The sequence below is a fragment of the Vibrio vulnificus CMCP6 genome (assembly GCF_000039765.1).
Lineage (GTDB): Bacteria > Pseudomonadota > Gammaproteobacteria > Enterobacterales > Vibrionaceae > Vibrio > Vibrio vulnificus_B.
This window is the reverse complement of the sequence record NC_004460.2, coordinates 653,149-678,451: the sequence shown is the minus strand read 5'-3', so window position 1 is coordinate 678,451 and position 25,303 is coordinate 653,149. Positions and strand designations below refer to the sequence as shown.

Sequence of the window (25,303 nt, the reverse complement as noted above, 5' to 3'; positions counted from 1 at the left end):
ACACATGTACTTATCCGAACTGAATATTGGCGAGAAGAAGAATTTCCTGGAACTGGCGAAATATGCCATGGGGTTGGACGGTGAGCAGAAGGCCGAAGAGCAGATGATTTATCAGTCGTTCGTGCAGGAATGTGGTCTGACGGAGCATACCCTTACCAAGCAGGACAACATTGAGTCCGTGATCAAAGTGCTGGCAAAATCAAAAGGGAAAAGCAAACGCATCATACTGGTTGAACTGTTCGGGATCCTGTTGGCCGACGGTGAAGTGTGCATCGAGGAAGAGGCGTTTATGGGCAAGCTCAGCGACGCACTAGCGATCGACGGCTATGAAGCGAAGAAGATGCAGCGTTGGGTGAGTGCCATGAACGATATGGTGGCGGAAGGCTACGCCATGATTGATAAGGAATAATGTATGGGCTTATTTAGCGGCTTAGGAAGTTGGTGTTCAAGCAAAATTAGTGCGGCAAAAAGTAGCGTATCGAGAGCCTTTGGTGCTGTAAAGCAGGCGTGCTCTAAGGTGTGGAACGCCTTTACGGGTCAGCACTATGCCGATGAAGCGGAATCAATCATTGCCGAAACGGAAAAACGGTTTGCCGATGCCAAGCAGGTTTACGAGCAAGAAGTCAGGCAGATATCTGCCAGTATCGAGACTAAGATCAGCCGGATCAACCGTCAGAAGCAGGACATTTACGTGATTCACTTCGAGCGTTTTATCAAGGTATCAAAGCGGATGCACAACGTTACGGTTAAGGGGCAACCTTTTGAAGAGCTATTCGATGACCGCATTCTGGAGATTAAACCGCAGCGTGGTGTCAGGGCAAAATCCGAGATCATGTTGATTGATTTTAATCAGATGGGCCTGTTGGATACACTGGGCATGGTGCTGACTTTGGGCTTCTTTTCGCGTAAGAAAGCCAAAGAGTCGCTCGAGCGTGCCAAGCAGGAGCGTACGCGAGTAGGTGAAGAGATCATCAAGCTGGAGGCACAACAGAAGCAACTTAGGGTGATCGAAGAGTCAATTGATAACGTGGTGGTGTATTTCGATGAACTGGTGGTCAACTACAGCAAGTTACTGGACCGGTTCGAATACGGAATCCAGACCCAACGCATGCATCAGATGGCCGAAAACAGTGATGTGTTTGCACACAAACTCGATTTTAAGCGTTTGCCGATTGTTCACTTAGAAGAGTTTCGTGCCTTGTTTAACTTGTCGATCGTCCTGAAACAGATGGCAAGCCTAGGCTACTTGTCAGAATCGGGTGAGTTCATTGCCGCCGACAGCGAGAAAGCTAAAGCGGTGTACGAGATGTCTCAGTCACACTCTTTGTGCGCATGAGGAGGTAATTATGGCAAGCAAGCACGATTTTGAGATCGAGTCATTCTCCAGTAGCGAGCTAGTTGAGCGGCTTGAGGGCTGCTCGCCACTGCAGGCCTGCAAAGTGTTGCTCGATGTCGAATTGCACGATCAGCGAGACAGCCTAGAAGTGTTACAGAGCATTGAGGAGCAAGTAGCTGACAGTCAAGCGGGCATCGGCGAGTCACTGGTTAAGCCGATCCTGCTGAACGTGTGTGACGGCCTGGTCAGCCACCCGAAACTCAAGTTGTCAAAAAAGGGGCTTACAGCCTCCCGGTTGGTGAATGAGTTACAGAGTTTCAGTTATGATGCGTCGGCGAGCATGGCGGTCGATCATCGGCTCGATAAACAACGTCTGGACGAGCATACGCGAAAGCAGCGAGACGATAAGGGGCCATACAAAGGTAAGCGGAAGATAGTCGAAGATACCGATAAGCTCGATGACTACCTGGACAGACGTATCAAAAATAACCGGCGCATCGAAAGTGAGCTTGAAGTCAATGAACAGGGGCAGAAACGCTATTTATACCGGCGAAGCGATGCGCTCAACCAGGCGAAAAAAGAGCAGGGGAGCAACTATTCCAAAAGTGAGATTAATGTTGATCACCAAGTTCCGCTGAAACATGCTTTTGAGGAGTATGGTCAGAGTAAAGCAATTTCGCTCGATGATCTAAAAATGGCGCTCAACCAGGACGCGAATTTTAAGAATATTTCCGGAAAGCTTAACACGTCAAAAGGAGATAAATCCTGGAGTGAATACCAGCAATGGGTCGAGAACAAGCGAGGCCGGCTTGAGGATAAGCAAAGAGCGGGGACCCTATCCAAGTCGGAGCTGCAGGAGTTAAATGACCTGCCGACGAAAAAAACGCTGGATAATGCCCTGGAGGCGGAAAAAACAGCCAAGGCGGCGATCGAAAGTGATCTGAACAAAGTGGTGGCCAACAAGTTAAAAACAGATCATGGCATAGGAAAAAAGCTGGCGAAGGAAGCCTACAGTCAGGCGAAAGATGAGCTGGAAGAAAAGGGGATTGGTGAGCTCATCATTCTCATCATTAAGCCCATTTTCTTTGAGCTGCGAGACATTTTACAACATGGCGTGCTTTCCGGGCTTGAGACCGATTCCAAGTTAGATGCGATAGGTCTACGGTTTAAGAGAGCGTATCGTTACATCACGGCGAACCTGAAACACATCGGGTTTGATGTTATCAAGGACGCACTGAAAAACTTTGTAAAGTACCTGATCAATGCGGTTGTTAACCTGTTTGTTGGAATGTTAAAACGGGCGCTGAAGATCATTTCTGAAGGATTCAATGCCATGATTCAGGCGGTCAAGATCTTGTTCAGTGACAGCACTCCAGCTCAAAAAGCCGATGCGATTACCAAGTTGCTTGCCACGACCGTGGTTACCTATGTGAGTTTCACCTTTGAGCAGGTGATATCACCGTATGTCGACATGATCCCTGTGGTGGGTGAGCATCTCAAAGAGGCGACCAGCATCATGGTGTCAGGGATTGGTTCAACCTTGGTGGTTTGGCTGCTTGATCAGGCCGATATTTTTTCAACCAAGGCCGAGTTGCGCACTAAGCGGGTAAAAGAAGTTTTTGAGATGAGAATTCAGCAAATCAAAGACAACACGGATGCGTTTGAAGAGGCGTCGATAGCCAAGCTGGCCCAAGATAAACTACAGTTTCGTTCGCTGACTGAACATCTATCAAGAGCCATTGATGATGACAGTAACGTCAACTCTGACGTTGAAGTGATAGCCGATTTCATGAAAATCGATCTTAAAATCAGATCCAGCGATGATTTTATGGCCCTGCTAGAAAACAATAATACGCTGGAAATCGCATAACCCACAACGCCTCTGAATCAGAGGCGTTCTTATCCAATCTTTTTGTTTATCTCCGTAAGTAGCTGTTTAATCTCACGATTTTCTCGTCTTAGTTCAAGAATCTCCCGCTTGATATCATCATTGTTGTCACTGACCAGTTCATCAACGAACACGGCATTCGCCAGAGAGACCGCAATAAAGCCTCCGCTGACCAGGACGATGATGGTAAAGGCATTGACGCTTGCGTGCAGCAGGGGATGGGTAGTTTTATCGATAGAGTCCGGCAATGCGCCCCAGTTTTCAATGGTAAATATCTCAAAGACCGTGTTGAGTGATGTTAATGGAGTACTGAAATATTCGGGAACGCTGGAGGAAAACAGGATAAATCCAATAAGTGAAAAGAAGCACAGCAGGCAGAAAAGCAGGATCAACACCGCTTTGGAGCTTTTGATCGCCCGAGCTAATCCACTCAGAACTTGTGAACCGTTTGGAACGATCTTGAATACGCGGATAACCGAGATTAACCTGAACACTCGTAAATATATCACACTATCGATATTGGATATGGGTATGGCAACTAGGCTGACAACCAGCAAAAAAAAGTCAAACTGACAGGATGGAGACTGAAAATATTTTTTCCACGACAGCACGTGTACTCTCAAGAAAAATTCCAGCGAAAAATAGATCAAAACACAAATGTCGATGTACTGAAATATGTGGTTTTCGTACAGGTGCTGCGTAAAAAACACCAGCAGTGAACTGATCACGACATACGATGAGAGTCGATCTAAGCTTTTTAAAGATATCGATCCTTTTGATAATACAAACATAAAGTTGATTCCTGACTTAAGGCAGATATTTTATCATGAATTAGCCCCAGCTAAATAGCTGTTCCTAAATGTAGTTCATTGGTGTGTAGAAAAGAAGGGAACTCGGTATTGAGCCGAACCAGCAGTTTTGGACTCCGAATTAACTGAATACAATCACTAACGAGGTTAACCATGATAAACAAGAAAAACGTATACTCATTTTCCTGAATTTATATGACTCTAGCAGAAAAAGTGGTAGCAGTTATGGCGGCGAGGCTCCTCTCGTTAGACTAATCCCAGATCTAGGCTTGGCGTCGGGCCTTGAAGAAAGACACCAGTACCTGTCAGTAGAAAAAGATCTAGGATCTGAAGTGGCCAAGCTAAAAAGGCAATTGGCTGAGCAAGTTGAAGAGTTATATAGTAAAAAGGCCGCTACCTACTTCTCGAAAAGTCTAGATTAGATTGCTAAGAATTTATGCTCGAACACCTACTTTGCTTCAATGTTGTCCGTATGGCTAAGGTGTTTGGGGTATCTCGAATCGAGTATTATTGCTGGATATAGCACCGTCACAAGGTTCCAGCGCGAGGTTAATCGCCAAGAGCATGATACCACGGTCAAGGAGGTGTTTCTTAGTATCAAGTTTGAAGTGCGACACTTTCTACAGATGCGCATGAATATACTCCGTTGGTGTCCTATACCCAAGTCTTTTGCGTGGGCGCGTATTTAATTTGTGGGCAATTTCATTGCAGAACTTCTGTGTCACGTGTGACATAGAAGTTCGTTTTGGTAAGTATTGTCGTATCAAGCCATTGGTGTTTTCATTAGTGCCTAGCTCCCATGAGTGATATGGATTTACAAAGTAAAACAGACAGTTATGATTTTTTTTCTAGTTGCGCATAACCATGAAATTCAGTGCCGTTATCCGCAGTTATCGTCTTAAAAGGCAAGTCAGAGCGGGTCATGATTTTGCTCATTCTTACGTTGAGCGACTCGCTTGTTCTGTCGCCCATTTGCCCAATAAAAGTATAGCCAGTCATTCTGTCGACTAAAGTCACGATACAGTGCTTGGTTCCTCGGCCAACGACGGTATCAATTTCCCAATGACCAGGCTCTTTTCGATGCTCAGCATTTGCTGGTCTTTCGGTAATATGACGTTTTGCAGCTAGCCGTCCACGGCTGTCTTTTGAGTTATGCCTTTTACGCCTTTTCTTAGTGGATTGGCGTAGGTGCTTCCATAATGTTCCACCGAAAGTTTTGTCGTTCCAAACGTACTGATAAATGAGCTCGTGGCTCATTGTTGGATAGCCTCTTCCCCTCAGGTATCCGACGATTTGGTCAGGACTCCAATCCAGTCGTAGCAAGGCTTCAGGTAACCTGAAGTCAAGTTCGGTATAGCGCTTATTTCTGCGCGAGCGACTCAGCCGGTTGCGAGCCATTTGTTGGGCTCTCCACGCCTGATAGGAATACCTTTTAAAGTGTCTGTTGTATCGGGAATTGCGTTCAATTTCTCGATAGATAGTAGCTTTGTGACGACCCAGTTGTTTAGCTATTTTAGCGGTACTAATTCCTTGCTTTCTGAGTGCAGATATATCTTTCGTTCTCAGTGAGGTGCGTGTATTTCATGTTTTTTACTTCTTGGCGGGAGCAAACTTCATGATTATCGCATCTCACTGTTTTTATGTTCAGAGGTGTCGTACTTCGTACTTGAATCCAAGTTTGATAACATCGAAGGCCTATGTGATGTGAGGCGCATTTAAAAAGAACTAACTGAGAACGGTGATAGCTATAATATTAAAAGCATTGCAACCAGTATGAAGCGTCAAGATTTGACTTCGAAAGCCGCATGCAAGTTTAAGGGAATAGCGTACAGCAAGCATAAAATGCCTGTTGCTACGAATCTGCTGGGGCACACTTGTGTTGAGTACTTTTTCCATTCAATGAGAGTAGGAGCAATCAAATATGACCTGAACATTGCGCAAGGTGATGTGCGTCAAGAAATCTTCGAATATATAGAGGTTGATTATAATCGGAGGAGAAGGCACAGTGCTCTTAAGTATCTATGTCTAGTTAACTTTGAACAACAAAATGTAGCTTAATGAAGTGCTCAGTCTTTCTGGAGCAGATCACTAAGTTTTCGAAGCAGCAACACTCAGGCTCGCGAGATTTACGCCATGATTAGAGCGCTAGACAAGCTTGTTGATTACGGTATGTCTAACCATTGATATTGAGCACTTGCCCTAATCGCAGCTCTCTTTAACTCGCAAACGGTTTTTGTTATCGCGATTAGCGATGACTTGTGCGTGGTCGTCTATCGAGTCGAGTGTTTTTGCTAAGCGATCGTACATCACCACATTGACTGTTGCGGCGAGATTCATGCAGCCGTGAGTGGGGATATAAACAACATGATGTGCTTTGTCGACCACCTCTTGCGGCAGTGAACCATCTTCCGGGCCAAACAGATAAATGGCTTTTTCAGGATGGGCGAAATGCGGCAGTGCAGTGGCGCCGACCACCAACTCGACACAAACGATCTCGACATCGCCGTCAAGGCTGGCGGTGAGGTCTTCCATCTCCAGTAAATCAATCCGCTCATGACTATTTTGTGTATCGGTCTGAAACCTAGCTGCTCGGCTATAACGGGTGCCGTTGTAGCGCACCTGAGCGGCGTTATAGCAACCTGCCGCGCGCATCACTGCGCCGACATTGGTGGGGCTTTTGGGATTGTGTAGTCCAATTATGACTGTTGGCTCAGTTGTCATCGCTGTCTTTCTACTTCTGTATTGCTGTTGTTGAGCTGGGTGCTCACAAAGGGCGGGATTATCGCTCTAACGGGGCAGGAGCGCTAGTGATGAATGCACTTCAGGGGAGATTCAAGATGGAGCAATGAAAGCGTCAATGCGAATTTGCCTTCTTTCAACTGAAAGCGATACAACAGTCATTTGGTCAAGAAAGGTATTGTGATACCTCGAAAATCATACACCATTACCATTAAGAGCCGCTTTTGCGGCTCTTGTCTTAAGCATTACAAATGAAATTCGCCCATGCGCTCTGGTTGGTAAGTCACTTCGAGAATTTCGATGGTTTTTTCTGCGCCGCCGGGCATTGGCCATGTGAGCTGCTGGCCGACAGAAAGGCCAAGCAACGCGCTGCCAACTGGGGCAAAAATAGAAACGTCATCGGGGTTACGAACTTGGTCTGGGTAGACTAATGTTTTCTCCATGACTTTGTCACTGCCGACAAACGTAAAACGCACCGTTGAGTTCATGGTAACGATGTTGTCGGGCATCTGTTGTGGTGCGAGCACGTTGGCTCTATCTAACTCATTTTCCAGCTTCTCCAATTCTGGTGATAAGTTCGCCATCTTTTCAAGAAGTGCGCTAATACGATCCATGTCTAGCGTTGATACGCAGATCGATTCAGTGTTGGACATTTATTCCTCCTAAACGCAATACCGCCCCAACAAAAGTCAGGGCGGCATAGAAAAATCCAGATTGTTGTGCTTCTCAATGGGAGTAACACAAATTTGTCGTGCCATTCTAATCAATATGAATGAAGTTTTCTATGTTTCGGTTGTTTTCATACATGAAAGTGGGAGGTGGTGAGGCAAACAAATTGAGTTAACAGTGTGATACCCCCTTCCTACTTGAAGCTGTCGCGCTGTTGGCTTCGTTCCTTCTCCCCAATTACTTAGTCTGTCTATGCTCATAGGGATGAACTCACTTGCCGCCTACCTACAACTCCAAGCAGTTTGGGTATTAATAAAATTAAAGGTTTCATCGGCTGCCGTGCGATACTCTGCGCTCAGCATAACGGGTAAACAGAAACGAGAAAAAGATGAAGATTGATTTTACGGCAGGTCCTTTAGGTGAGGGTAAGCAGCGTCAACTCAGTGCTGGGTTTGAATCTCACAGTGAAACGCAATTGGCACCGCCTTACCAAAAAGAACGTTTTAATTGGACTGTGGAGGATGAGCAGGGCAACCTCATCGCTGTGTTAACGGCAGACTTACTCTGGGATTGGCTCTACATTGATGAGCTTTGGGTTGATGAGGCATGCCGAGGTACGGGAATGGGCAAAAAGCTGATGGCTCAAGCAGAGGAGTACGCGAAACAACATTCGTTATCTGGTTTGTGGCTCTGGACACAAAGTTGGCAGGCTCCACAGTTTTATCAAAGCTTGGGGTTTGAAGAATTCACGCGCTTTGATGATTTCCCAGCAGGGCATAGCCGAATTGGTTTAAGGAAGTCTTTGGCAAAGCGCTCATAAGAACCCTTACAGTTGAGTAAAAAGGCACTGACGTTAAGCTGTGAAGTGCCTTTTGCTTGGCTTAGGAAGAGAAAAACATACGGCGAAATTCACTGACTTGCTGTTGGTAGTAATTTTGCCAGTCAGATTCAGGCCATTCTGCATGGCTGGTGGCTCTTTGTTTGTTAAGGTGCGATTGCAGCTCAGCAAGGGCGGTTTGGTAGTCTTGTACTTGCTGCTGTTGCTTAGCGACCGTTTGTTCACGAGCTTGAAGATTGGCACGCTCTTCTTTGGACAGATAAGTTTGCTCCAGAGTTTGACGAATAGCGGCTTGCTCTGCATCGCTAAAATGACTTGGGATGAGCGAAATACCTCGTTCATATTTGGCACTATCGTTCACTAGTCCTAATGATTGTTCGCGGTTTTGCCACTGCTCCATCAAACGCTGAAAATTGGCTACAAATTCCTCGGGATCGCTTTGGCGAATGGATTCGGTGTCGAGACTGAAATCGTAAAGCGCGAACTCATCGGCAAACAGAATATCTGCCAACTCGCCCCAAATCTCCCTCGCTTGTGCTTTAAGTTGCGCGATTCGAGCGCTTAAGGCTTGCTGTTTGTCAAATAGCAGATCGCCTAAATGGCGTTGCCATTGTGCGTTCAATTCTGGGTATTGAGAGAGTAGCGCAAACAGTTCCGCTGAGAGATAAGGCGATAACGCCATCAATTGTTCTTCGCATCCTTTCTCTGGTTGGCATTCGAGCCAAAAGGCGTCCAGTTCAGCAATCAATTCTTGGCCTTGAGCTTGTTGGAGGATTTCCGCCAGTAACTCGCTTGAGGATGTTTTGTCGGTTTGCTTTCGCGCTGAAACGCTATTTACATTAGTGGCAACCATCGTGTCTGTTGGTTGATGATGAATGGTGTCTACACTCTGAGATGATGTGGCCTCCACTCGTTGAGCAGAAGTGGCGGCATTACTCTCGTTACCAGAGAACAGCGTGATAAAACCCATGCCCGCGGTAAGCGCGGACAGGGTGATGACAAAAACAAGGATGATGGTACGCATCATGGCTTGATCACGGTAGAAACTGGGAAGTGGTCTGAAAGGTTATAGTGTTTCCATAAGCTTTCTGCCGTTGAGCGGGGGATGTCTACATGGTTGTTGTTATCGCCTTTCACTGCGTACTCGTTACTCACCATCACGTAGTCGAGATATTCCACGTTCTCGCCACCAGAGAGAGGCTCGCCTGCAAAATTGTTGATACGAGGATCAAATGTTGATTCGGTGTAGCCTGAGTAGTGCGGTTCAATCGCGCTTAAGTTGGCGATCATCTGTTGATAGTCACTTGGGAACTTACGCTTATTGACGTTGAAGTCGCCGCTGTATACCACGGTCTCATTGGCCGGAATCTTTAATGACTGAGCGAGGGCGCGCATCTGTTTGAACTGACGCTGGCGGTAGTCGCGCGCAGTATCGGTATCGTATGACGCGGTATGTGTGGCAAACACATGATAGGCTTCACCGCCTTTAATCACTTCAGCGTAATTTACCCCTTTATCGGCAAAACAATCGGTACCTGTGCAATCAGGAAAAACAAACTGCGCCTGATTCACAATCGGATAGCGGCTGACAATGATCACGCCACCGTCATAAATGTTAAAGCCATCCTTATCCAACATTTTGGTTTGATAAGGGTACTCTTTGGCCAGTTCACGCAAAAAAGCATCGCGGCCATTGGCAAAAACCTCTTGTAATGCGAGCACATCATAGCCTTTAACATAGTCTGGGATGAGCTCAAAACGCTCACCAATATGGGATGCAATCGCAGGCAGAGCCCAGATGTTGTATGTCATGATCTTAAGATGCTGATCGTTGTCATCGGCCACCTCGTAGACCTTGCTTGGTGTGATGGTGTAGTGAAGATCGTCATAACGAGCGGTGGCGGAGGATTTAAACGCCAACTCCACTTCACGTTCCCCAAACGCCCAAGTTGGTGAGCGATGGACATTGCGGTCATCTTTAAGAGACAAATTAACGTCGGCTGCGCTAACCCCATATTGAATCGAAGAGTTGTACCAGTGCCCCCTCATTACCTGATTGAGGGAAATACTTTCGCCTTTCGGGTTAGAGACCACGGTTTCAAAGCGGTAGGTATGATTGGTTTTCACTCCTTCCCAGCGGTTAAAACTAAGAACCGATTTGGTCTCCCAAGGGCCAAGAGTTTGCACATGCTGTTGCCATTCATCACCATATTTGAGTAAGTCGCTGCCATCGTGTTTGACTTGGATGGTTAACGGTTGATCAGAGTTGTTCGTTAGGTAAACGTCGGTATCTGCCAGAGCAGGCATTGCGATTAAGCCTGTAAGGATCAGACTCCACTGCGTTATTTTCATCTTTCTTATCCATAAGTTAGGTTAGAGCGATTATTCTTATTTATAAATATTACTCACACGTTAAATATGGATGACAGAAGTGTGTTTGCGGATAAATGTTAAATAATTGTGATCTTTGTTCCTTGGCAAGACAAGCAAATCAGAAGGCCTTAAGCATGTAGTTAAGCCTTCTACTTTTCTCAAGGGGATAAGTTGAAACGGTTATGATGGCATGGCTCAACGCAGGCTCTAACCCACAATGCCGTATAAATTATTCTCCATGCCATAGAGTTCTTTAGTGCCAAGTTGGCTAAAGCCGAGTTTTTGCAATAATCCATTGGAGGCTTGGTTGTCTGGTAGCGTGACGGCCAAAATCTGCTCCAACTGATACCGTTCAAAAGCGTCTGCCAATACTGCTTTGGCGGCTTCTTCTGCATAGCCTTGGCGCCAATGTTTTTCTAAAAACGCGTAGCCGAGATCTGGGTGTTCCAACTCTGGTCGTTTTAGCACGCCACACATGCCAACGGGCGTGCCACACGCTTTGAGCACCACCATGCTTAAACCAAAGCCGTAGTGTTGGTAGCTGGCGATGGGGCCGTTGGTGAGGTATTGAATCGCATCTTCGGTGGTGCGCACGTTTTTATCAGCAATGTAGCGAATAAACGACGCTTGGTTGAGCAGTTGGATGATGAAATCGCTGTCACTAAGCTCAAAATGGCGAATAATCAAACGCTCGGTTTCACACAATAGTGCCATGCTAATCTTCCTCATTGTTTTTAAACGCGTTGGCACTGTACGCCTTATTACCAATAGAGAAAAGCAGTTTAGTTCTTACCAATCTTTGACAGAGCGGTACAAACGCCAAGTCGTTTTTCTTATACAATTTCGCTGAATGTTTTGGCGATTTTTGCTCGCTTATTATCACTGAAATAAATGGATAGACCAATGAAAGTGCGTTTTCTTCTTTTGCTCCTCGTTTTAGCGGGCTGCTCTGATATAGTTCAAAGCCACTATGATAATTACCAGCAGGCTCAAGCGGATCAACTCTTTGAAAGAGGGTGGCTGCCAGATGTTCTGCCTGTGTCGACCACGCAAATTGAGGTGGCGAATGATCTGGACAGCAACACCTCTCAAGGTTCGTTTGTCATTGCAGAGAAAGAAATGGCGCAGTTTCTTAGCCAGCTACAGCCTTTAGAGACCGCATATCAATATCGATTTGAATCGGACAATAGTGTCTGGATTTTTACACTGGAAGAAGCGGGTAAGGTACGTTACCAACTTAGCGAATACCACAGTGAGATGAAATAACGAGAACAAGATGAATTACTTTGACAGTCCATTTTCGGGTAAGCCTATCCAAGAGCAAATTACCAATCCTAATATCATCGTTGGACGGCATAGCTACTACTCTGGCTATTATCATGGCCACGGTTTTGATGATTGCGTGCGTTACCTAAATCCAGAGCGAAATGATGTGGACAAGCTGATTATCGGTAGCTTTTGCTCAGTTGGCTCAGGCGCGGTGTTCATGATGGCAGGAAACCAAGGCCATAGAACGGATTGGGTCAGCACTTTTCCTTTCTTCTACCAACAAAATCCTAACTTTTCAGAAGCGAAAGATGGCTTTGTAAGAGCTGGGGATACGCGCATTGGTCACGATGTATGGATTGGCTCGGAAGCGATGATCATGCCAGGTGTGACGATTGGAGATGGCGCGATAATCGCCAGTCGCGCGGTGGTGACCAAAGATGTGGCACCTTATGAGGTAGTGGGTTCAAACCCTGCTAAACACATCAAATTTCGTTTTTCTCCCCAAGAGATTGAGATGCTGCAAGAAATGCAATGGTGGCAATGGTCAGATGAACAGCTTGGCCAATGCATGGCCTTGATGTGCTCGGCAGATATTGAAGGTTTGTATTTGTGGTGGAAGCAAAGCCAATAATGGTGTCACTGTAATCTGGGCAAGGATCCTAAAAACATGAAAGCTAAGCCCGTGAATGAACAACTCGTGGTGATTGCTTTGCCGTCCTTGATTCATCGTATTGGTGGGGAGACGACAAAGCACTTGAAAAGCGTGGCGGCGGATCATGGTTGTGAACTTAAGCGCGTTCGTCGATCTCGCCATTGGCAAATTGCTGGCGAAGCCTTAGCACTTCAGGCGTTTTATGACCAAGTAAGGCGCTTGGAAGAAAACTCGGCCAGCTATTTAGTCAAAAAAATGCAATTGGCGTTGGCTTCACACAGTGAGAAGCTGGAGCCACTGGAAGACAAATTACAGCGTTTGGTGATGGAAAATCCGGCGATTACCTTGGCGGAGTTGATGTCGCAAACGCACTGCAGCTTATCACAAGCAAGGAGTGCACGTTTTTCTGCTGAGGGTTTGTAAGCTGGGATGACGGGGATTGGAATAAGAGAAGAGCCACAATGTGTGGCTCTTGTCGTTTTAACCGTTAAGCGCTTTGTGGACGTGGCTTACGACGTTGAGCCGATGGCTTGCCATTGGCAGGCTTGCTGTTACCAGTTTTCGCGCTGTTTGGTTTGGCGTGACTTGGCTTGCCGTTTGTTTTGCCATTCGCGTTGTTCGCAGGTTTCGAGCCCTTTGTATTTGGTCTCTTACCTTTGTTGGTTGAATCGTTGTTACCTTCTTTTGGTGCAGAGAACTGACGTTTGGCTTTGCCATTGCCACGGTTTTGCCCTTGAGGTTTGTCTGCAGCTTTCGCCTTTTGGTTGCCTTTGCTGCTCGCATCACTGCCTGCTGCTTCCGCATTAGGTGCTTTCGGTTTCTTTGGCTTCTTCGGTTTTTTCGGCTTAATTGGGCGCGTATCCAGTTTAGACTCTGGTACTGCGTTGGTTGGTGCGTAACCTTCCAGCGCTTTACGAGGTAGCAGTTCTTGAATCAAACGCTCAATGGCAAACAATTCAGGCGCTTCGAGCGCACATACTAGAGAAATTGCCTTACCCGTTTCACCGGCGCGGCCAGTACGGCCAATGCGGTGTACGTAATCTTCCGCCACTTTTGGAAGCTCAAAGTTCACGACTTGAGGAAGCTGAGGAATGTCGATACCGCGTGCGGCGATGTCGGTTGCTACCAATACGCGAACCTCGCCTGATTTAAAATCCGCCAACGCTTTGGTACGTGCACCTTGGCTCTTGTTGCCGTGGATAGCAGCGGCAGTCAGGCCTTGATCGGTAAGGAAAGCCGCGAGGCGGTTTGCGCCATGCTTGGTGCGAGTAAACACCAGTACTTGTTGCCAGTCACCGTCTTTAATCAGCTTGGCAAGCATCGCTGGTTTTTTCTTTACGTCTGCTGGGTAGATGCATTGCTCTACGGTGCGAGCCGTTGAGTTGGCTGGGTTAACTGAAATCTCGATAGGGTTGTTCACCAAGCCTTTTGCCAGTTCGCGAATTTCGTCAGAAAACGTGGCTGAGAACAGCAGGTTTTGGCGTTTTGCAGGCAACAAAGCCAGAATTTTGCGGATATCACGAATGAAACCCATATCCAACATGCGGTCGGCTTCGTCCAGTATGAGCACTTCGAGCTGATCAAACTTCACTGCATTTTGGCTGTACAAGTCCATCAAGCGGCCTGGTGTTGCTACCAACACATCAGCACCTTTACGCAGGCGCAGCATTTGTGGGTTGATTTTCACACCACCAAACACCACTGCACTGTTTAAATCCAAATGGCGGCTGTACATAAAGACGTTTTCTTGTACTTGCGCGGCTAATTCGCGGGTCGGCGTTAAGATAAGCGCACGAATGTGGTTTGCACGCACACGTGGCCCCTTCGCCAGACGTTCAAGAATAGGCAGCGTGAAGCCCGCAGTTTTACCTGTTCCTGTCTGTGCCGCCGCCATGACATCTTTGCCTTCTAAAATAGCAGGGATGGCCTGCAATTGGATGGGAGAAGGGGTGTCATAGCCTTTTTCCTGAATAGCTTTAAGGATTGGTGCAGACAGACCTAAGGAGGTAAAACCCATGTATGATTCTCTATGTTAGTAAAGTCAGGGCCGACGATTTCGCTATCAGCCAAAAGTGCGACATTCTGAGGCTTTTAAGGGGGGACTTCAACCGATAATTCTCCTTTCTCGAAATCCGTCATTTGGGAAAGTTTGTGTGATCAATCTCTCTTTTCTGTTTTCGTCTTTAAATTCATGCTTTACCTCAATTTAACTTGAGGTTTTAGGCTGTTCTTTGTCAGTTAAGTGCAAGGAGCAAAATGATGAAAAGCTATGTAGAACACGCCAACATGTCGGTGGTTGATGCGCAGAAAACCATTAACTTCTTAACCAGTGCGATTCCCGAATGGCGAGTGCGTGGCGGGGGAAAGTTGGACAACTGGTTTGGCCGCGCGATCGAGTGGTTCCATGTTGGCGATGAACACAGTTATATCGCCATCAGCACTGGTGGAGAGGGGGATGCAGCGAATTGGACAACGGCTTTCACGGGGGTAAAGCATATTGGTATCGTGGTACCCAATGTGGATGCGGTGGTCGAACGACTCGCGTTAGCGGGCTACGCTTTAGATCATTGGGGTGGCGATCATCCACATCGCAAGAGCGTTTACTATCTCGAAGATCATGGTTTCCAGTTCGAATTTGTTGAGTACTTTAGTCAAGAAAATGATCTGAAAAACGATTACACGCTATAACTAAAAATAACCGAAAGGAGAGAAACGTCATGGAGAAGGCGAGGCCAATTCAGTTGCAAGCGATTGATCACATTGTGTTGAGGGTGGTGGATCTGCCCAAGATGCTGGCATTTTATTGCGATATTTTAGGTTGTGTTGTTGAGCGTGAAGTGGCCGAGTTTGGTTTAACTCAGTTGCGAGCAGGCAGTGCACTGATTGATCTGGTCACGGTGGACAGCAAGCTCGGGCAACAAGGCGGCAGAGCGCCCGAGCAAGAAGGGCGAAATCTGGATCATTTCTGTTTGCAAATTACCCCTAAAGATGAGCAAGAGATTCTCGATTTTCTCATTCAAAACGGGGTGAAGGTGGAAGATTTCGCCGATCGTTATGGCGCGCAGGGATTTGGCCGTTCCATTTACCTCTCCGATCCTGAGGGCAATACGGTTGAGCTAAAACCTCAAAACTCTTGATTCATCTTCTCAAGACAAGAGAGCAGCAGTGCTTGCTGCTCTTCGTCGATATGGCGTGTGAGCTCGCGAACCAAATCAAGATGCAGTTGATTGTGTTGGCGGTGAATCACTTGTCCTGCTTCTGTTAGCTTGACCACGATGGCACGTCGATCTTCTGGGAGTGCGCAGCGCTCAATCAACTCTGCTTTGACCAGTTTTTCTATCTGCACCGTCAGTGTGCCTGTCGTGATGCCAAGCTTTTCTGCCAGTTCTTTCATTCGCAACGCGCCATGACAGCCGAGCACTTCAATGGTGTGAATTTGCGCCAATGAGTAGCCGGTTTCTTTCACCACCGATTGCTCCCACGAAGACATCTTGTCGTAGAATTCAGTCAGAGTTTGATTGAGTTTTTCTAAATTTCGCATTACTTGGCCGGTTGCAGTTCCAACGTGAGGTGGTGAATCTTATCAAATTTTTCCAGCATGTGTTTATATTCCTCATACGAGGTTTTGCTGTGATCCACCAAGCTGATGATCGCGCCGTAATGGTGGCCGCTGATCCGCCACACATGCAAATCGGTCACGGTGGCATAAGGGCTTAACGCGTGTTTAAGCTGCTCGATATAATTCGATTCAATGCTTTCGTCAAGCAAAATGGGCGCTGTTTGTTTCACCAGTCCGAAGGTCCATTTACCAATCACCAGTGCACCCACGATGCCCATCAATGCATCGAGCCAAATCCAGCCGTAGAACTTACCAATGATGAGGGCCGCAATGGCCAAGATTGAAGTGAGGGCATCCGCCAAAACATGAAGATAAGCGGCGCGCAGATTGTGGTCGTGATGGTGCTCATGCGCATGTTCGTGGTGATGGTCATGATGATGATCGCCGTGATCGTGATGATGGTGATCATGCAGCAAGAACATACTGGCGACATTGACGGATAATCCAACCACTGCCACCAAGATCGCTTCATTAAATTGAATACTTTCAGGATTAAACAGGCGGTGAACCGATTCCACCACCATCAGCAAGGCGACGATTCCTAAAGCAATCGCGCTGGTAAAACCACCAAGCACGCTGACTTTCCCCGTGCCAAAAGAGAAACGAGCACTGTGCGCGTGTTTTTTCGCATAGCGATACGCAAAGAGGGTGATGCAAAAGGCCGCCGCGTGCGTCCCCATGTGCCAACCGTCAGCCAGTAGTGCCATGGAGCCGTAAAGGGTACCCGCAACAATTTCCGCCACCATTGTAAAAAGGGTGAGTAAAAGAACGTAAAAAGTGCGTTTTTCACCCTGTTGATTGTGTGTGGTAAATCGGTGGCTTTGAGAGCAAGCAGACATAAAAGAAAATCCATTTGTTTGATAGTCAAAATATTTGAAAATCAATTTAGTTTGATTGTCAAAGTAAGTCAACGATTTGTTGCGTGCAGAAAACGCAACAAGCCACACTGTGTGGCTTGTTGGTCAGGTTATCGGTGGTTGAGGTGCAATTTATGCAATAAAGTGCATTTACGATCGCATTCGCATTTATTAACAAATAATCACCCTTAAAGTGTAGTAACATATTATCCTCAAAATTTATAGAGGATATATTAAATGGAAAAGTGTCCAGCTGTTGTAGTTATAGTTTTCGATGTGAGATCTTGAATATAATTTATCATTAATGAAATCTATTAATTAGATAGCAATGTGGTATTTTTATATTCAAAGTATTTGATGTGAGTTTATTTAAGATGTAAGTGGTTCAGTTTATATCAGAAAAATATCTGTGTTTCGAACTGTGATGTATAAGAATAAATAAACAAAATCGAACCGTGAACTTGAAACGATTAAGTTAAATCAAATATATGATATAGCGACTTATCAAGCAGTAATTCACACTTCTGATAGGAAGCAATACAGATTTTGGAAAGCTATTTCTGATGGGTGTAAACTATGAGGAATGTTTTGTTTTTGGGTTTTTTATTGATGTTTTTGCCGTTTTTTGCAAAAGCGGATATAGAAGATCAAATGTATTCTGACTTGAATTTATCAATTTCAACCTTAGGTGAAAAAATTGAGCATTGTAGAAAAATAGCGTTAGAAAACAAGCCAAGTGAAAGTACGATTTCATACTTAAAAGATAAATCGGATTCTTTCTTTTCAATATTGCCCTACGTAAATTATTTGGCGATGGAAAAATGCACGTTGGAGCAAAAGAAAAATTTGGCCTATGTACTGCTTTATGTGAAAAGCAACTCTTCTAGAGAAACAACAATCAATCTAATAAAATCAACTGAAAAATTGACGTTTAGTGTAGACCATTCTCAAAAAGTCAACTTTGAATCACTAGACCAAGAATCCAAAGCGTTTATTTTGTCGAATGACTTTTTTTCAAAGCCTTTTGATGTATTAGGCTTATTTGAAAAAGTTACTGAAGAATAATGGCATACAAGGCGTTTCAGAGAGGCTTGGTACGCCTAGCACTCCCTGCTTACGCTTGGCATGCTGGCTAAGGTGCGATGCAGTCACTTTGGTCGCGTGTGCCTGCATCCTCCATGTGTGGCTTTAGCCGTTATCTTCTAACCACCAGGGTTTGAGTGGTGATTCTTCATTAAGCACAAGGCGCTGACCAATCTCTGGGCTGATCATCGTCACGCCTTTTTCTTCGCTGATCTGTCGCGCTTTTTCCATCGGTTCATGCCAATCGTGCATTGCTAAATCAAAGGTACTGTTGTGAATCGGCATCATTTTCTGGCCTTGCAAATCAAGATGCGCTTGAACGCTCTCTTCAGGGAACATGTGAATGTTCGACCACAAACTGTTGTACGCGCCAGTTTCGATCATGGTGAGGTCGAACGGGCCGTATTTTTCCCCAATGGTTTTGAACCCATCAAAGTAGCCAGAGTCACCACTGAAGAAGAGGTTTTTCTCACGGCCACGAATGACCCAACTTCCCCACAAGGTGCTGTTACTGTCGGTTAATCCTCGGCCTGAAAAGTGCTGGGTAGGCGTGAACACGTACTCAGTTCCGTTGACTACGTGGCTTTCCCACCAATTAAACTCAACGATTTTGTGCTTGTCCACGCCCCATTCTTGCAAGATCACGCCCACTTTCAATGGCACAAGAAAAACGCCCACTTTGCTCGCCAGGGTTTTGACCGTGTTTTTGTCGAGATGATCATAGTGGTCATGACTAATGAGAACCACATCGATGTTTGGCAGCCCATCGAGCTCAATTGGAGTTGGGTGAAAGCGGGCAGGGCCAAAAAACTGTACAGGTGAGGCGCGTTTACTGAATACCGGATCCGTCATTACCAATTGACCGTCCAACTTCATCAGCACACTTGAGTGACCAAGACGATAGAGCACATCTTGCTGCTCCTCAAGCAACTGTTCCGTCGTGATGCTATGCACTGGCAGTGCAAATGTGGGTTTCGGTAAAGCTCGTTTCGTCGTGAAGTACGCTTTGACGATTTCAAAGAGGTCAGAACCGCCATTGAAATTGGGGTCACTATTACGAAATGTCTTTGGATAAAGGGATTTCTCTGCCTCAGCAGTCGAGCAGGCGGTGAAGATCGAACTCATGGCAATAGCTCCTAACACAGTCAAAAAAGTGATTTTGATAAGTCGTTTGTTCATTGTGTTTTCATCGTCCTTCTCACCACAAAAGAGAGTGATTTAATGTAAACTACTCGGTGTAGTTTACATTTTGGGCGTGAAAAGTAAACTACTTGGTGTAAAATAATCACATCTTTCGACAACCTGAGCAGTAACACCATGATTGAAAAGAAAAAGACGCGAAGTGAAGAAAAGCGAGAGGCGATACTCACGGCGGCTAAACAAGCGTTTTTGGAATTTGGTGTACAAAACACCAGTATGGATAAACTGGCTGCGTTAGCAGGGGTGTCGAAACGAACCGTTTATAACCATTTTTCCTCAAAAGAAGCCTTGGTGATGGAGCTGCTATCCGTTTTATGGAAGAGCACGATCACGGAGGATGAGTTGGTTGCGCTCAGTAAACGACCTTTGCAGGAACAACTGGTGAGTTTGCTGTGCCAAGAAATCAATGTGATTGCTCAGCCCAGTTATTTGGATATGGCGAAGGTGGCATTAGGCCATTTCTTGTTTAAGCCAGAAGAGCTGAAAGCGCAAACCAGCAGCATGTCAAAACAAGACACCGCACTCTACACGTGGCTAGCAGAGCAAGATAAAAAAGGTCGTTTGAAGCTAGAGAGCGTGGAACTCGCTCGAACCCAGCTTCACAGTTTGATCAAAGGCAGCGCCTTTTGGCCGCAGCTTATTGGCAGCGCCGAACCGCTCACGGCTGAGCAAGGAGAAGCACTGGCAAAAAACACCGCAGCACTGTTTTTAAGTCATTATGCGGTGAGTGAAGAGCACGGTAAGTAAAGGCGAGATTTCCGCACGTTAAGGCGGCGATACGATCGCCGCAGATTCATAGGGTCAGCAGACTTTAGCGTGTACGCGTGTTACAACGCTTTGGCGATCTTTTGGTAGATCGCCTCTGCCAATTGATGGCTAGCGATATTCCGTTCCACAATCTCACTGGCCAGTTGACCACGTTCCACCACCTTGACCCAATCTCCAAGCATCGGTGTAAAGCCTTTACTGGTGAGCATTGGTGTCCAATCTTTTAACGCCAATTTGGTTTGCTGGCCTTGCTGCCAAAGGTGGCCTTCACAAAATGAGTCAAATTCAACGGCGCGGTTTTGGTAGCTAGCCGCCACACGTTCTGTGGTGACGCCAAACTGACGGTTCATCGACGCGTGTAACAAGGTTTCTCCAGCTTGCCATTGCACATCCACTCGTGCGAGTTGAGTGCCCGCCATTTGGTAGGTTAGGTAAACATCTTGCAGATCGGCTTGGCGACTGAGATTCACGCTGTCGAGAGGGTGGATGAAATCATCAAACAGAAAAGTACGCAGCTCACCTGGAAGATCGAGGCGATGTTTTTCCCAGCGCAGCGAACGCAGCGCCTCAAATCCCTTGCCTACTCTATTTGTGGTGTCGAGTTCAGGGATGGTTTGATTGAAGAGTGGAATATGACGACGGTTAAACCCGACATACAGAGGCTGACCGTGCTGATGAGCGATTTCATACAGCGTTTCAACATCGTGAGCGTTGTCTGCCAGTGGCTTGTCGACAAACGTTGGGATGCCCTGCTTAAGAAAATAGCCTGCAATGTCGGCGTGCACGCTGGTAGCCGCGTGAATCATTACCGCATCAATGCCCATTTTGGTGAGCTGACGGTAATCACTACAATATTCCGCAATTCGGTATTGTTTGGCCAATTGTTCAAGCAGCGCGCCATCGCGTGTGCAGAGCACCGGCTCGATATCCGCCATTTGAGTGATCACGGGCAAATACGCTTTCTGCGCAATATCCCCTAAGCCAATCATTGCAATTTTCATGGTAATCCTTGTTGTTGGTCGCGGTCGTTAGAACGAGGGGAACGAGCGCCCCTCGTGACAATTGAACACCATGTCGCGTATTAATCCAACGATTTCTTGAAGCGTGTCGAGGCAATGATCAGCCCAAGCAGGGTAAAGCCAATCATCCATAAAGTGTCACGCCACAGGTCGAACAAATCAGCGCCTCGCAAGACAATGCCGCGAATCATCCGCATGAAGTGAGTGGCGGGGAGCACTTCTGCAATCCATTGGGCCGCCACGGGCATGCCCTCGTAGGGGAACATGAAACCCGAAAGTAGGATGGAAGGCAGCAAGATGAAAACCGTCATTTGCATGGCTTGCAACTGTGTGTTGGCGATGGTGGAAATCACCAGCCCCAAGGTAAGACTCGCGGCAATAAACAACAAGGTACCCAACAATATTTGCGCAACGGAACCATTGATAGGAACGCCAAAAATAACGTGTCCAAGCCCTAAGATGATGAACACCTGAATCAAACCGACAAATATGTAAGGGACGATCTTTGCCACCATCAGTTCAAACGAACGCACCGGCGTTGTGATCAGCAGTTCCAAGTTTCCGCGTTCTCGCTCACGCACAATGGCGGCGCTGGTGAACAAAATCATCGTCATGGTGAGAATGACCCCAAGTAGCCCGGGAACAATGTTTACTGCTGAGCGACGGCTTGGGTTGTAGTAGAGCGCCACTTCAAAGGTTTGTGTTAGTTTCGGGCGGATCTGAAAATCAAAATCTGTCAGCGGCATCGTTTGTAAGCCAAGAATCGCCGCGCTGATCATGGTATCTGAACCATCGACAATCCATTGACCTAACGGTCGGCCTTGCGCCATGCGTTGCGTTAAATCATTCGGCAAAATCAACGCCGCACGTACGATGCCATCTTGAATCGCTTGCTCGGCTTCTTCTGCGGTGGCGTAGCGTTGAGTCACACTGACCACTTGCGTGACTTTGACCGACTCGGTAAGAATACGCCCTGCAGTACTTTCGCTTTGATCCACCACCGCGACAGGAATGTCGCGAATGTCGGTATTAATCGCATAGCCAAACAATAGCAGTTGGATCAGGGGAATCATCACCACCATTCCAAAGGTAATACGATCGCGCGAGAGTTGGCGAAATTCTTTGACCATAATCGCTTTCATTCGATAGAGCGCATTCATTGGCGGCCTTCTCCTGTTACGGACACAAACACATCTTCCAAACTTGGTCTGGCAAGATTCATTTCCGCGTTTTGTAAACGAGGAAACGTGGCTCTTAGCCACGCTATTGGGTCTGCCACGCGTTGATCGATCAAGACGCGTAAGCGAATGCCTAATTGCGCTGCAGAACGCACTTCTGCCAAAGGCAATAACTGCTCTTTTAACGAACGTAAGTTGTCCGCTTTGACCTCAACAATGTTAACGCCCATTTGCGCCATGAGCTCTTCAGGGGCTCCATCTGCGCGAATCAAACCTGCTTCCATAATGGCAAGTCGGTGGCAGCGTTCCGCTTCATCCATATAGTGTGTGGTCACCAAGATGGTGGTGCCTTGGTCACAAAGATCGAACAACTGCTCCCAGAACTCGCGGCGGTTTTCGGGGTCAACCGCCGAGGTGGGCTCGTCAAGAAACAGCAGCTCGGGTTTATGCATGGTCGCTGCGGCCAAAGAAAGGCGCTGCTTTTGGCCGCCACTCATGCCTGAAACCCGTTGCTTGCGGCGTTGATCCAAGCCATAAGTGGCGAGCTGCTCATTGATCCGCTGAGTTAGGGTTTTCTTGTCCATACCAAAAATCTGGCCAATGAACTGCAAGTTTTCTTCCACAGTGAGGTCATCATAAAGAGAGAACTTTTGCGTCATGTAGCCGATCTTCAAGCGGAGTTTTTCTGATTCCTTGGGAATCTCCAAACCGAGCACATCAACGTTGCCTTCGCTCGGGCTGAGTAGCCCGGTGAGAACACGGATGGTGGTCGATTTTCCACAACCATTTGGGCCAAGAAAGCCGTAGATGCTGCCTTTCGGCACGTTCAGCGTGATGTTGTCGATGGCAGTGAAATCGCCAAATTTTTTCACCACGTTTTGCGCCTGAATTGCGTATTCAACCATGGCTTACTCTCCGTTGAGATCAACCTGTGCTGGCACGCCGGAAGGGAGGGCGCGCGCAGCTTCAGTAAGATCCACTTCCGCTAAATACATCAAGCGTGAACGCTCTTCCTCGGTGAGGGCGTAATAGGGTGTGAAAGAGGCTTCGTTCGCCACCCAACGCACCGTGCCTTGCTGAGGATCGCTCACGCCATCGACATGGACCGTCACTTGTTTGCCGGGCACGAAGTTCACTCGATAAGTGGCAGGCACATAGACGCGCGCATAAGGAATGCGATTGGCTTGAATGACCGCCACAATGCCACTGACAGGCACGCGCTCCCCTAGGTTATAGGGCAGATTGTCGAGAATGCCATCTCGGGTCGCGACGATGGTGAGTTCGTCGAGTTTCTGCTGCTGTAAGACCACATCGGCTTGAGTGGCGGCCAGTTGTGCCTTGGCCTGTTCGATGTCTTCTGGACGTGAGCCAGCGGTCAGCTTGCTGAACTCCTCATTGGCGGAATCCAGTTCCGCTCTTGCCGAATCTCGCTGTGCGAGAGCGGTGTCTTTTTCTGACTGACTGATGAGCTTTTTCGCCACCAGTTCCGATTTACGTTTGAAGGTTTTCTGCGCTTCGATTAACTGCGCTTCGGCGCGGGCAACGCGAGCTTGTGCTGAAGCAATGTCCTCTGGTCGTTCACCGTTAGTGAGTTTGAGTAGATAGGCTTGCGCTTTGCTTTGTTCAGCGAGGGCGCGGGCTAAGACGGCTTGTTGATTTTTGCTATCGAGCTTAACCAGCACATCGCCTTGCGAAACCATCTGACCTTCCTTGACGGGAAGCTCTCGAATGATCTCATTGGCGGTGGTGGTAAAGGTGACGCGGTCACGCTCAAGTGTACCAAGTGCTTGAGGCGTGGATTCGGTCGTACAAGCGGTGAGGGCAAGTAGAGCCCATACGCAGATCAGTCGGTTTCGCATGCGATCGTCCTAACAGTAACGGTAGTGGTTAATCAATCAACAGTGTAACGCTGGGTGTGGTTGCTGCTCTAGCAACTTAATTCTGCAAATATTCATCAAGTGATGAATTAAATGCATTTGCCCTCATGAGTATAGTAAGGGTTTGAATTAATGTGATTTTTAAGGTGAGAAACGGGATTAAGCTCGCAGGAGGAATATAAATAGAGCGACACCGAATGTCGCTCTATCTGATTTACTGGCTGTGCCTAATCACCCAAAGGCTGCCTATCCCCGCCGCCACGATGTGAGTCTAATGCCACTTTTAAGCGGCGCAGTTTGTCACGTGAGCGGCGTTTGTTTTTCACCGCTAACGCCATAGAAAGTACATCGACAAGGGCCAGCATGGCGTAACGTGAGGCGGAAGGCTTGTAGATAAAATCCGTTTCGTGATGCTCTATCGGCAAAACCACGTTTGCTTGTTCAGCCAATGGAGTGCCTTTTGGGGTGATGGCAATGATTTTCAGGCCGTAATCGCGAGCCAGTTGCGCCGTCTCAACGATCACTGGGGTGTAGCCTGTCGCTGAAATCAACACCATGACGTCATTAGCATCAGCGGTAGCGGCGACCATGCGTGTCATCAAACCATCGTGGTAGGCAACAATGGCAAAGCCCAAACGAAACAGGCGATGTTGCAGTTCCTGAGACGCAATGGTGGAACCACCACCCATGCCGACACTGATGATTTGTCTTGCACCATAGAGCCACTCAACGGCTTGATCAATATCTTGTTCATTAATCAAAGCACGGTTGATATCGAGTGATTGTTTGATGGATTCGTAAATCACTTGATAGCCACTTTGATCAGGCGGTTCGAGAATAAATCGTTGGCCCACGGTGAGTGATTGCGCCAGTTTGATCTTCATTTCGCGCACATTCTTACAACCAATCGCTTTGGCAAAGCGCGTAATGGTGGCCTCGCTGACATCGGCGCTCTGGGCCAGTTCAGTAATACTCGCATTGGCGGCGGTTTCAATGTCATCCATCACCAATTTGGCGACTTTCTTTTCTGCCTCGCGTAATGCGCTAAAACGTTCGGTAATTTGAGAAATAATATCGACTTCTAAACTCAAGGGATTGTCCTACGTTGCCAATGACCGCAGTAAAACTG

Annotated in this window: 26 protein-coding genes and 3 pseudogenes; 13 read left to right on the top strand and 16 right to left on the bottom strand. The window is 47.0% G+C overall.

Annotation, left to right across the window (positions count from 1 at the left end; genetic code table 11):
* The first annotated feature begins 4 nt into the window (after positions 1–4).
* From VV1_RS18065 to VV1_RS18055, 3 genes are read left to right on the top strand one after another with little or no spacing between them, the layout of a single operon-like run.
* Entirely contained in the window at positions 5–409 is a 405-nt protein-coding gene (locus VV1_RS18065) for a TerB family tellurite resistance protein (protein ID WP_011081567.1), read from the top strand.
* A gap of 3 nt (positions 410–412) precedes the next feature.
* Positions 413–1,336: a hypothetical protein gene (locus tag VV1_RS18060; protein ID WP_015728135.1), complete on the top strand. Its 924-nt coding sequence runs from the start codon at positions 413–415 to the stop codon at positions 1,334–1,336.
* 10 nt (positions 1,337–1,346) lie between these two features.
* Positions 1,347–3,206, top strand: coding sequence for a DNA repair ATPase (locus tag VV1_RS18055; RefSeq protein ID WP_011081565.1), 1,860 nt, complete (start codon positions 1,347–1,349; stop codon positions 3,204–3,206).
* Between the two features lie 29 nt (positions 3,207–3,235).
* Here VV1_RS18055 and VV1_RS18050 read toward each other — a convergent pair whose 3' ends face one another.
* Positions 3,236–4,015: an ion transporter gene (locus VV1_RS18050; RefSeq protein ID WP_011081564.1), complete on the bottom strand. Its 780-nt coding sequence runs from the start codon at positions 4,013–4,015 to the stop codon at positions 3,236–3,238.
* Between the two features lie 213 nt (positions 4,016–4,228).
* Between VV1_RS18050 and VV1_RS25305 the strand changes: the two are divergent.
* Positions 4,229–4,635: pseudogene (locus VV1_RS25305) on the top strand (IS3 family transposase); the annotation flags it as partial.
* Between the two features lie 18 nt (positions 4,636–4,653).
* On the opposite strand, the pseudogene VV1_RS18045 reads toward VV1_RS25305, so the two are convergent.
* Positions 4,654–5,618: pseudogene (locus VV1_RS18045) on the bottom strand (IS30 family transposase).
* An 80-nt stretch (positions 5,619–5,698) separates the two neighbouring features.
* On the opposite strand from VV1_RS18045, the pseudogene VV1_RS25300 reads away from it, so the two are divergent.
* A pseudogene (locus VV1_RS25300) lies at positions 5,699–6,091 on the top strand (hypothetical protein); the annotation flags it as partial.
* Positions 6,092–6,232: 141 nt separating this feature from the next.
* Here VV1_RS25300 and VV1_RS18035 read toward each other — a convergent pair.
* Together VV1_RS18035 and rnk are read right to left on the bottom strand one after the other, a co-directional pair.
* A complete protein-coding gene (locus tag VV1_RS18035; RefSeq protein ID WP_011081560.1) occupies positions 6,233–6,754 on the bottom strand; it encodes an RNA methyltransferase in 522 nt (173 codons plus the stop codon).
* Between the two features lie 263 nt (positions 6,755–7,017).
* Positions 7,018–7,425, bottom strand: coding sequence for a nucleoside diphosphate kinase regulator (gene rnk, locus VV1_RS18030; RefSeq protein ID WP_011081559.1), 408 nt, complete (start codon positions 7,423–7,425; stop codon positions 7,018–7,020).
* 404 nt (positions 7,426–7,829) lie between these two features.
* Between rnk and VV1_RS18025 the strand changes: the two genes are divergently transcribed.
* A complete protein-coding gene (locus VV1_RS18025; protein WP_011081558.1) occupies positions 7,830–8,261 on the top strand; it encodes a GNAT family N-acetyltransferase in 432 nt (143 codons plus the stop codon).
* Positions 8,262–8,322: 61 nt separating this feature from the next.
* Here the strand turns inward: VV1_RS18025 and VV1_RS18020 are convergent, their stop codons facing one another.
* From VV1_RS18020 to VV1_RS18010, 3 genes are all read right to left on the bottom strand, one after another.
* Positions 8,323–9,306: a hypothetical protein gene (locus VV1_RS18020; protein WP_011081557.1), complete on the bottom strand. Its 984-nt coding sequence runs from the start codon at positions 9,304–9,306 to the stop codon at positions 8,323–8,325.
* Positions 9,303–10,631 (bottom strand): sphingomyelin phosphodiesterase, encoded by a 1,329-nt coding sequence (locus tag VV1_RS18015; protein ID WP_011081556.1) that lies wholly within the window; start codon positions 10,629–10,631, stop codon positions 9,303–9,305. Before VV1_RS18015 ends, VV1_RS18020 begins: the two co-directional genes overlap by 4 nt.
* Before the next feature lie 228 nt (positions 10,632–10,859).
* A complete protein-coding gene (locus tag VV1_RS18010; protein ID WP_011081555.1) occupies positions 10,860–11,366 on the bottom strand; it encodes a GNAT family N-acetyltransferase in 507 nt (168 codons plus the stop codon).
* Positions 11,367–11,555: 189 nt separating this feature from the next.
* On the opposite strand from VV1_RS18010, the gene VV1_RS18005 reads away from it, so the two are divergent.
* The 3 genes from VV1_RS18005 to VV1_RS17995 are packed head-to-tail and all read left to right on the top strand — an operon-like array spanning position 11,556 to position 12,996.
* Positions 11,556–11,918 (top strand): YbbD-related protein, encoded by a 363-nt coding sequence (locus VV1_RS18005; protein ID WP_481924278.1) that lies wholly within the window; start codon positions 11,556–11,558, stop codon positions 11,916–11,918.
* Between the two features lie 10 nt (positions 11,919–11,928).
* Positions 11,929–12,552: a type B chloramphenicol O-acetyltransferase gene (catB, locus tag VV1_RS18000; protein ID WP_011081553.1), complete on the top strand. Its 624-nt coding sequence runs from the start codon at positions 11,929–11,931 to the stop codon at positions 12,550–12,552.
* 36 nt (positions 12,553–12,588) lie between these two features.
* Positions 12,589–12,996 carry a ribosome recycling factor family protein gene (locus tag VV1_RS17995; RefSeq protein WP_011081552.1) on the top strand — a complete coding sequence of 136 codons (408 nt, stop codon included), beginning with the start codon at positions 12,589–12,591 and terminating at the stop codon, positions 12,994–12,996.
* Positions 12,997–13,060: 64 nt separating this feature from the next.
* Here the strand turns inward: VV1_RS17995 and VV1_RS17990 are convergent, their stop codons facing one another.
* A complete protein-coding gene (locus VV1_RS17990) occupies positions 13,061–14,590 on the bottom strand; it encodes a DEAD/DEAH box helicase (protein WP_011081551.1) in 1,530 nt (509 codons plus the stop codon).
* Positions 14,591–14,832: 242 nt separating this feature from the next.
* Here VV1_RS17990 and VV1_RS17985 point away from each other — a divergent pair, with 242 nt between their 5' ends.
* Both VV1_RS17985 and VV1_RS17980 read left to right on the top strand, forming a co-directional pair.
* A complete protein-coding gene (locus VV1_RS17985) occupies positions 14,833–15,261 on the top strand; it encodes a VOC family protein (protein WP_040110936.1) in 429 nt (142 codons plus the stop codon).
* 29 nt (positions 15,262–15,290) lie between these two features.
* A complete protein-coding gene (locus VV1_RS17980; RefSeq protein ID WP_011081549.1) occupies positions 15,291–15,710 on the top strand; it encodes a VOC family protein in 420 nt (139 codons plus the stop codon).
* Here VV1_RS17980 and VV1_RS17975 read toward each other — a convergent pair.
* The gene (locus VV1_RS17975) at positions 15,698–16,114 is read right to left on the bottom strand and encodes a MarR family winged helix-turn-helix transcriptional regulator (protein WP_011081548.1); all 417 of its coding nucleotides are present in this window, start codon (positions 16,112–16,114) and stop codon (positions 15,698–15,700) included. The two genes, VV1_RS17980 and VV1_RS17975, sit on opposite strands and share 13 nt — an antisense overlap.
* Positions 16,114–17,031 (bottom strand): CDF family Co(II)/Ni(II) efflux transporter DmeF, encoded by a 918-nt coding sequence (gene dmeF / locus VV1_RS17970; RefSeq protein ID WP_011081547.1) that lies wholly within the window; start codon positions 17,029–17,031, stop codon positions 16,114–16,116. The genes VV1_RS17975 and dmeF overlap by 1 nt, the downstream gene beginning before the upstream one ends.
* A 594-nt stretch (positions 17,032–17,625) precedes the next feature.
* Between dmeF and VV1_RS17965 the strand changes: the two genes are divergently transcribed.
* The gene (locus tag VV1_RS17965; RefSeq protein WP_011081546.1) at positions 17,626–18,114 is read left to right on the top strand and encodes a hypothetical protein; all 489 of its coding nucleotides are present in this window, start codon (positions 17,626–17,628) and stop codon (positions 18,112–18,114) included.
* 123 nt (positions 18,115–18,237) lie between these two features.
* Here VV1_RS17965 and VV1_RS17960 read toward each other — a convergent pair whose 3' ends face one another.
* Positions 18,238–19,257, bottom strand: a complete 1,020-nt coding sequence (locus tag VV1_RS17960) for an MBL fold metallo-hydrolase (protein ID WP_043921245.1) — start codon at positions 19,255–19,257, stop codon at positions 18,238–18,240.
* A 192-nt stretch (positions 19,258–19,449) separates the two neighbouring features.
* On the opposite strand from VV1_RS17960, the gene VV1_RS17955 reads away from it, so the two are divergent.
* Entirely contained in the window at positions 19,450–20,079 is a 630-nt protein-coding gene (locus VV1_RS17955; protein ID WP_011081544.1) for a TetR/AcrR family transcriptional regulator, read from the top strand.
* 80 nt (positions 20,080–20,159) lie between these two features.
* On the opposite strand, the gene VV1_RS17950 is transcribed toward VV1_RS17955, so the two are convergent.
* From VV1_RS17950 to VV1_RS17930, 5 genes are all read right to left on the bottom strand, one after another.
* Positions 20,160–21,101, bottom strand: a complete 942-nt coding sequence (locus VV1_RS17950; RefSeq protein ID WP_011081543.1) for a Gfo/Idh/MocA family protein — start codon at positions 21,099–21,101, stop codon at positions 20,160–20,162.
* Between the two features lie 80 nt (positions 21,102–21,181).
* A complete protein-coding gene (locus VV1_RS17945) occupies positions 21,182–22,279 on the bottom strand; it encodes an ABC transporter permease (protein ID WP_011081542.1) in 1,098 nt (365 codons plus the stop codon).
* Positions 22,276–23,202 carry an ABC transporter ATP-binding protein gene (locus tag VV1_RS17940; RefSeq protein WP_011081541.1) on the bottom strand — a complete coding sequence of 309 codons (927 nt, stop codon included), beginning with the start codon at positions 23,200–23,202 and terminating at the stop codon, positions 22,276–22,278. The genes VV1_RS17945 and VV1_RS17940 overlap by 4 nt, the downstream gene beginning before the upstream one ends.
* A 3-nt stretch (positions 23,203–23,205) precedes the next feature.
* A complete protein-coding gene (locus VV1_RS17935) occupies positions 23,206–24,156 on the bottom strand; it encodes an HlyD family secretion protein (RefSeq protein ID WP_011081540.1) in 951 nt (316 codons plus the stop codon).
* A 245-nt stretch (positions 24,157–24,401) separates the two neighbouring features.
* Positions 24,402–25,265, bottom strand: coding sequence for a MurR/RpiR family transcriptional regulator (locus VV1_RS17930; protein ID WP_011081539.1), 864 nt, complete (start codon positions 25,263–25,265; stop codon positions 24,402–24,404).
* Between the last annotated feature and the right edge of the window lie 38 nt (positions 25,266–25,303).

Bases quoted from the DNA above. Each gene is read 5' to 3' on its own strand.
- VV1_RS18065 (WP_011081567.1), top strand. From the start codon at position 5: ATGTACTTATCCGAACTGAATATTGGCGAGAAGAAGAATTTCCTGGAA.
- VV1_RS18060 (WP_015728135.1), top strand. From the start codon at position 413: ATGGGCTTATTTAGCGGCTTAGGAAGTTGGTGTTCAAGCAAAATTAGT.
- VV1_RS18055 (WP_011081565.1), top strand. From the start codon at position 1,347: ATGGCAAGCAAGCACGATTTTGAGATCGAGTCATTCTCCAGTAGCGAG.
- VV1_RS18050 (WP_011081564.1), bottom strand. From the start codon at position 4,015: ATGTTTGTATTATCAAAAGGATCGATATCTTTAAAAAGCTTAGATCGA.
- VV1_RS18035 (WP_011081560.1), bottom strand. From the start codon at position 6,754: ATGACAACTGAGCCAACAGTCATAATTGGACTACACAATCCCAAAAGC.
- rnk (WP_011081559.1), bottom strand. From the start codon at position 7,425: ATGTCCAACACTGAATCGATCTGCGTATCAACGCTAGACATGGATCGT.
- VV1_RS18025 (WP_011081558.1), top strand. From the start codon at position 7,830: ATGAAGATTGATTTTACGGCAGGTCCTTTAGGTGAGGGTAAGCAGCGT.
- VV1_RS18020 (WP_011081557.1), bottom strand. From the start codon at position 9,306: ATGATGCGTACCATCATCCTTGTTTTTGTCATCACCCTGTCCGCGCTT.
- VV1_RS18015 (WP_011081556.1), bottom strand. From the start codon at position 10,631: ATGAAAATAACGCAGTGGAGTCTGATCCTTACAGGCTTAATCGCAATG.
- VV1_RS18010 (WP_011081555.1), bottom strand. From the start codon at position 11,366: ATGGCACTATTGTGTGAAACCGAGCGTTTGATTATTCGCCATTTTGAG.
- VV1_RS18005 (WP_481924278.1), top strand. From the start codon at position 11,556: ATGAAAGTGCGTTTTCTTCTTTTGCTCCTCGTTTTAGCGGGCTGCTCT.
- catB (WP_011081553.1), top strand. From the start codon at position 11,929: ATGAATTACTTTGACAGTCCATTTTCGGGTAAGCCTATCCAAGAGCAA.
- VV1_RS17995 (WP_011081552.1), top strand. From the start codon at position 12,589: ATGAAAGCTAAGCCCGTGAATGAACAACTCGTGGTGATTGCTTTGCCG.
- VV1_RS17990 (WP_011081551.1), bottom strand. From the start codon at position 14,590: ATGGGTTTTACCTCCTTAGGTCTGTCTGCACCAATCCTTAAAGCTATT.
- VV1_RS17985 (WP_040110936.1), top strand. From the start codon at position 14,833: ATGAAAAGCTATGTAGAACACGCCAACATGTCGGTGGTTGATGCGCAG.
- VV1_RS17980 (WP_011081549.1), top strand. From the start codon at position 15,291: ATGGAGAAGGCGAGGCCAATTCAGTTGCAAGCGATTGATCACATTGTG.
- VV1_RS17975 (WP_011081548.1), bottom strand. From the start codon at position 16,114: ATGCGAAATTTAGAAAAACTCAATCAAACTCTGACTGAATTCTACGAC.
- dmeF (WP_011081547.1), bottom strand. From the start codon at position 17,031: ATGTCTGCTTGCTCTCAAAGCCACCGATTTACCACACACAATCAACAG.
- VV1_RS17965 (WP_011081546.1), top strand. From the start codon at position 17,626: ATGAGGAATGTTTTGTTTTTGGGTTTTTTATTGATGTTTTTGCCGTTT.
- VV1_RS17960 (WP_043921245.1), bottom strand. From the start codon at position 19,257: ATGAGTTCGATCTTCACCGCCTGCTCGACTGCTGAGGCAGAGAAATCC.
- VV1_RS17955 (WP_011081544.1), top strand. From the start codon at position 19,450: ATGATTGAAAAGAAAAAGACGCGAAGTGAAGAAAAGCGAGAGGCGATA.
- VV1_RS17950 (WP_011081543.1), bottom strand. From the start codon at position 21,101: ATGAAAATTGCAATGATTGGCTTAGGGGATATTGCGCAGAAAGCGTAT.
- VV1_RS17945 (WP_011081542.1), bottom strand. From the start codon at position 22,279: ATGAATGCGCTCTATCGAATGAAAGCGATTATGGTCAAAGAATTTCGC.
- VV1_RS17940 (WP_011081541.1), bottom strand. From the start codon at position 23,202: ATGGTTGAATACGCAATTCAGGCGCAAAACGTGGTGAAAAAATTTGGC.
- VV1_RS17935 (WP_011081540.1), bottom strand. From the start codon at position 24,156: ATGCGAAACCGACTGATCTGCGTATGGGCTCTACTTGCCCTCACCGCT.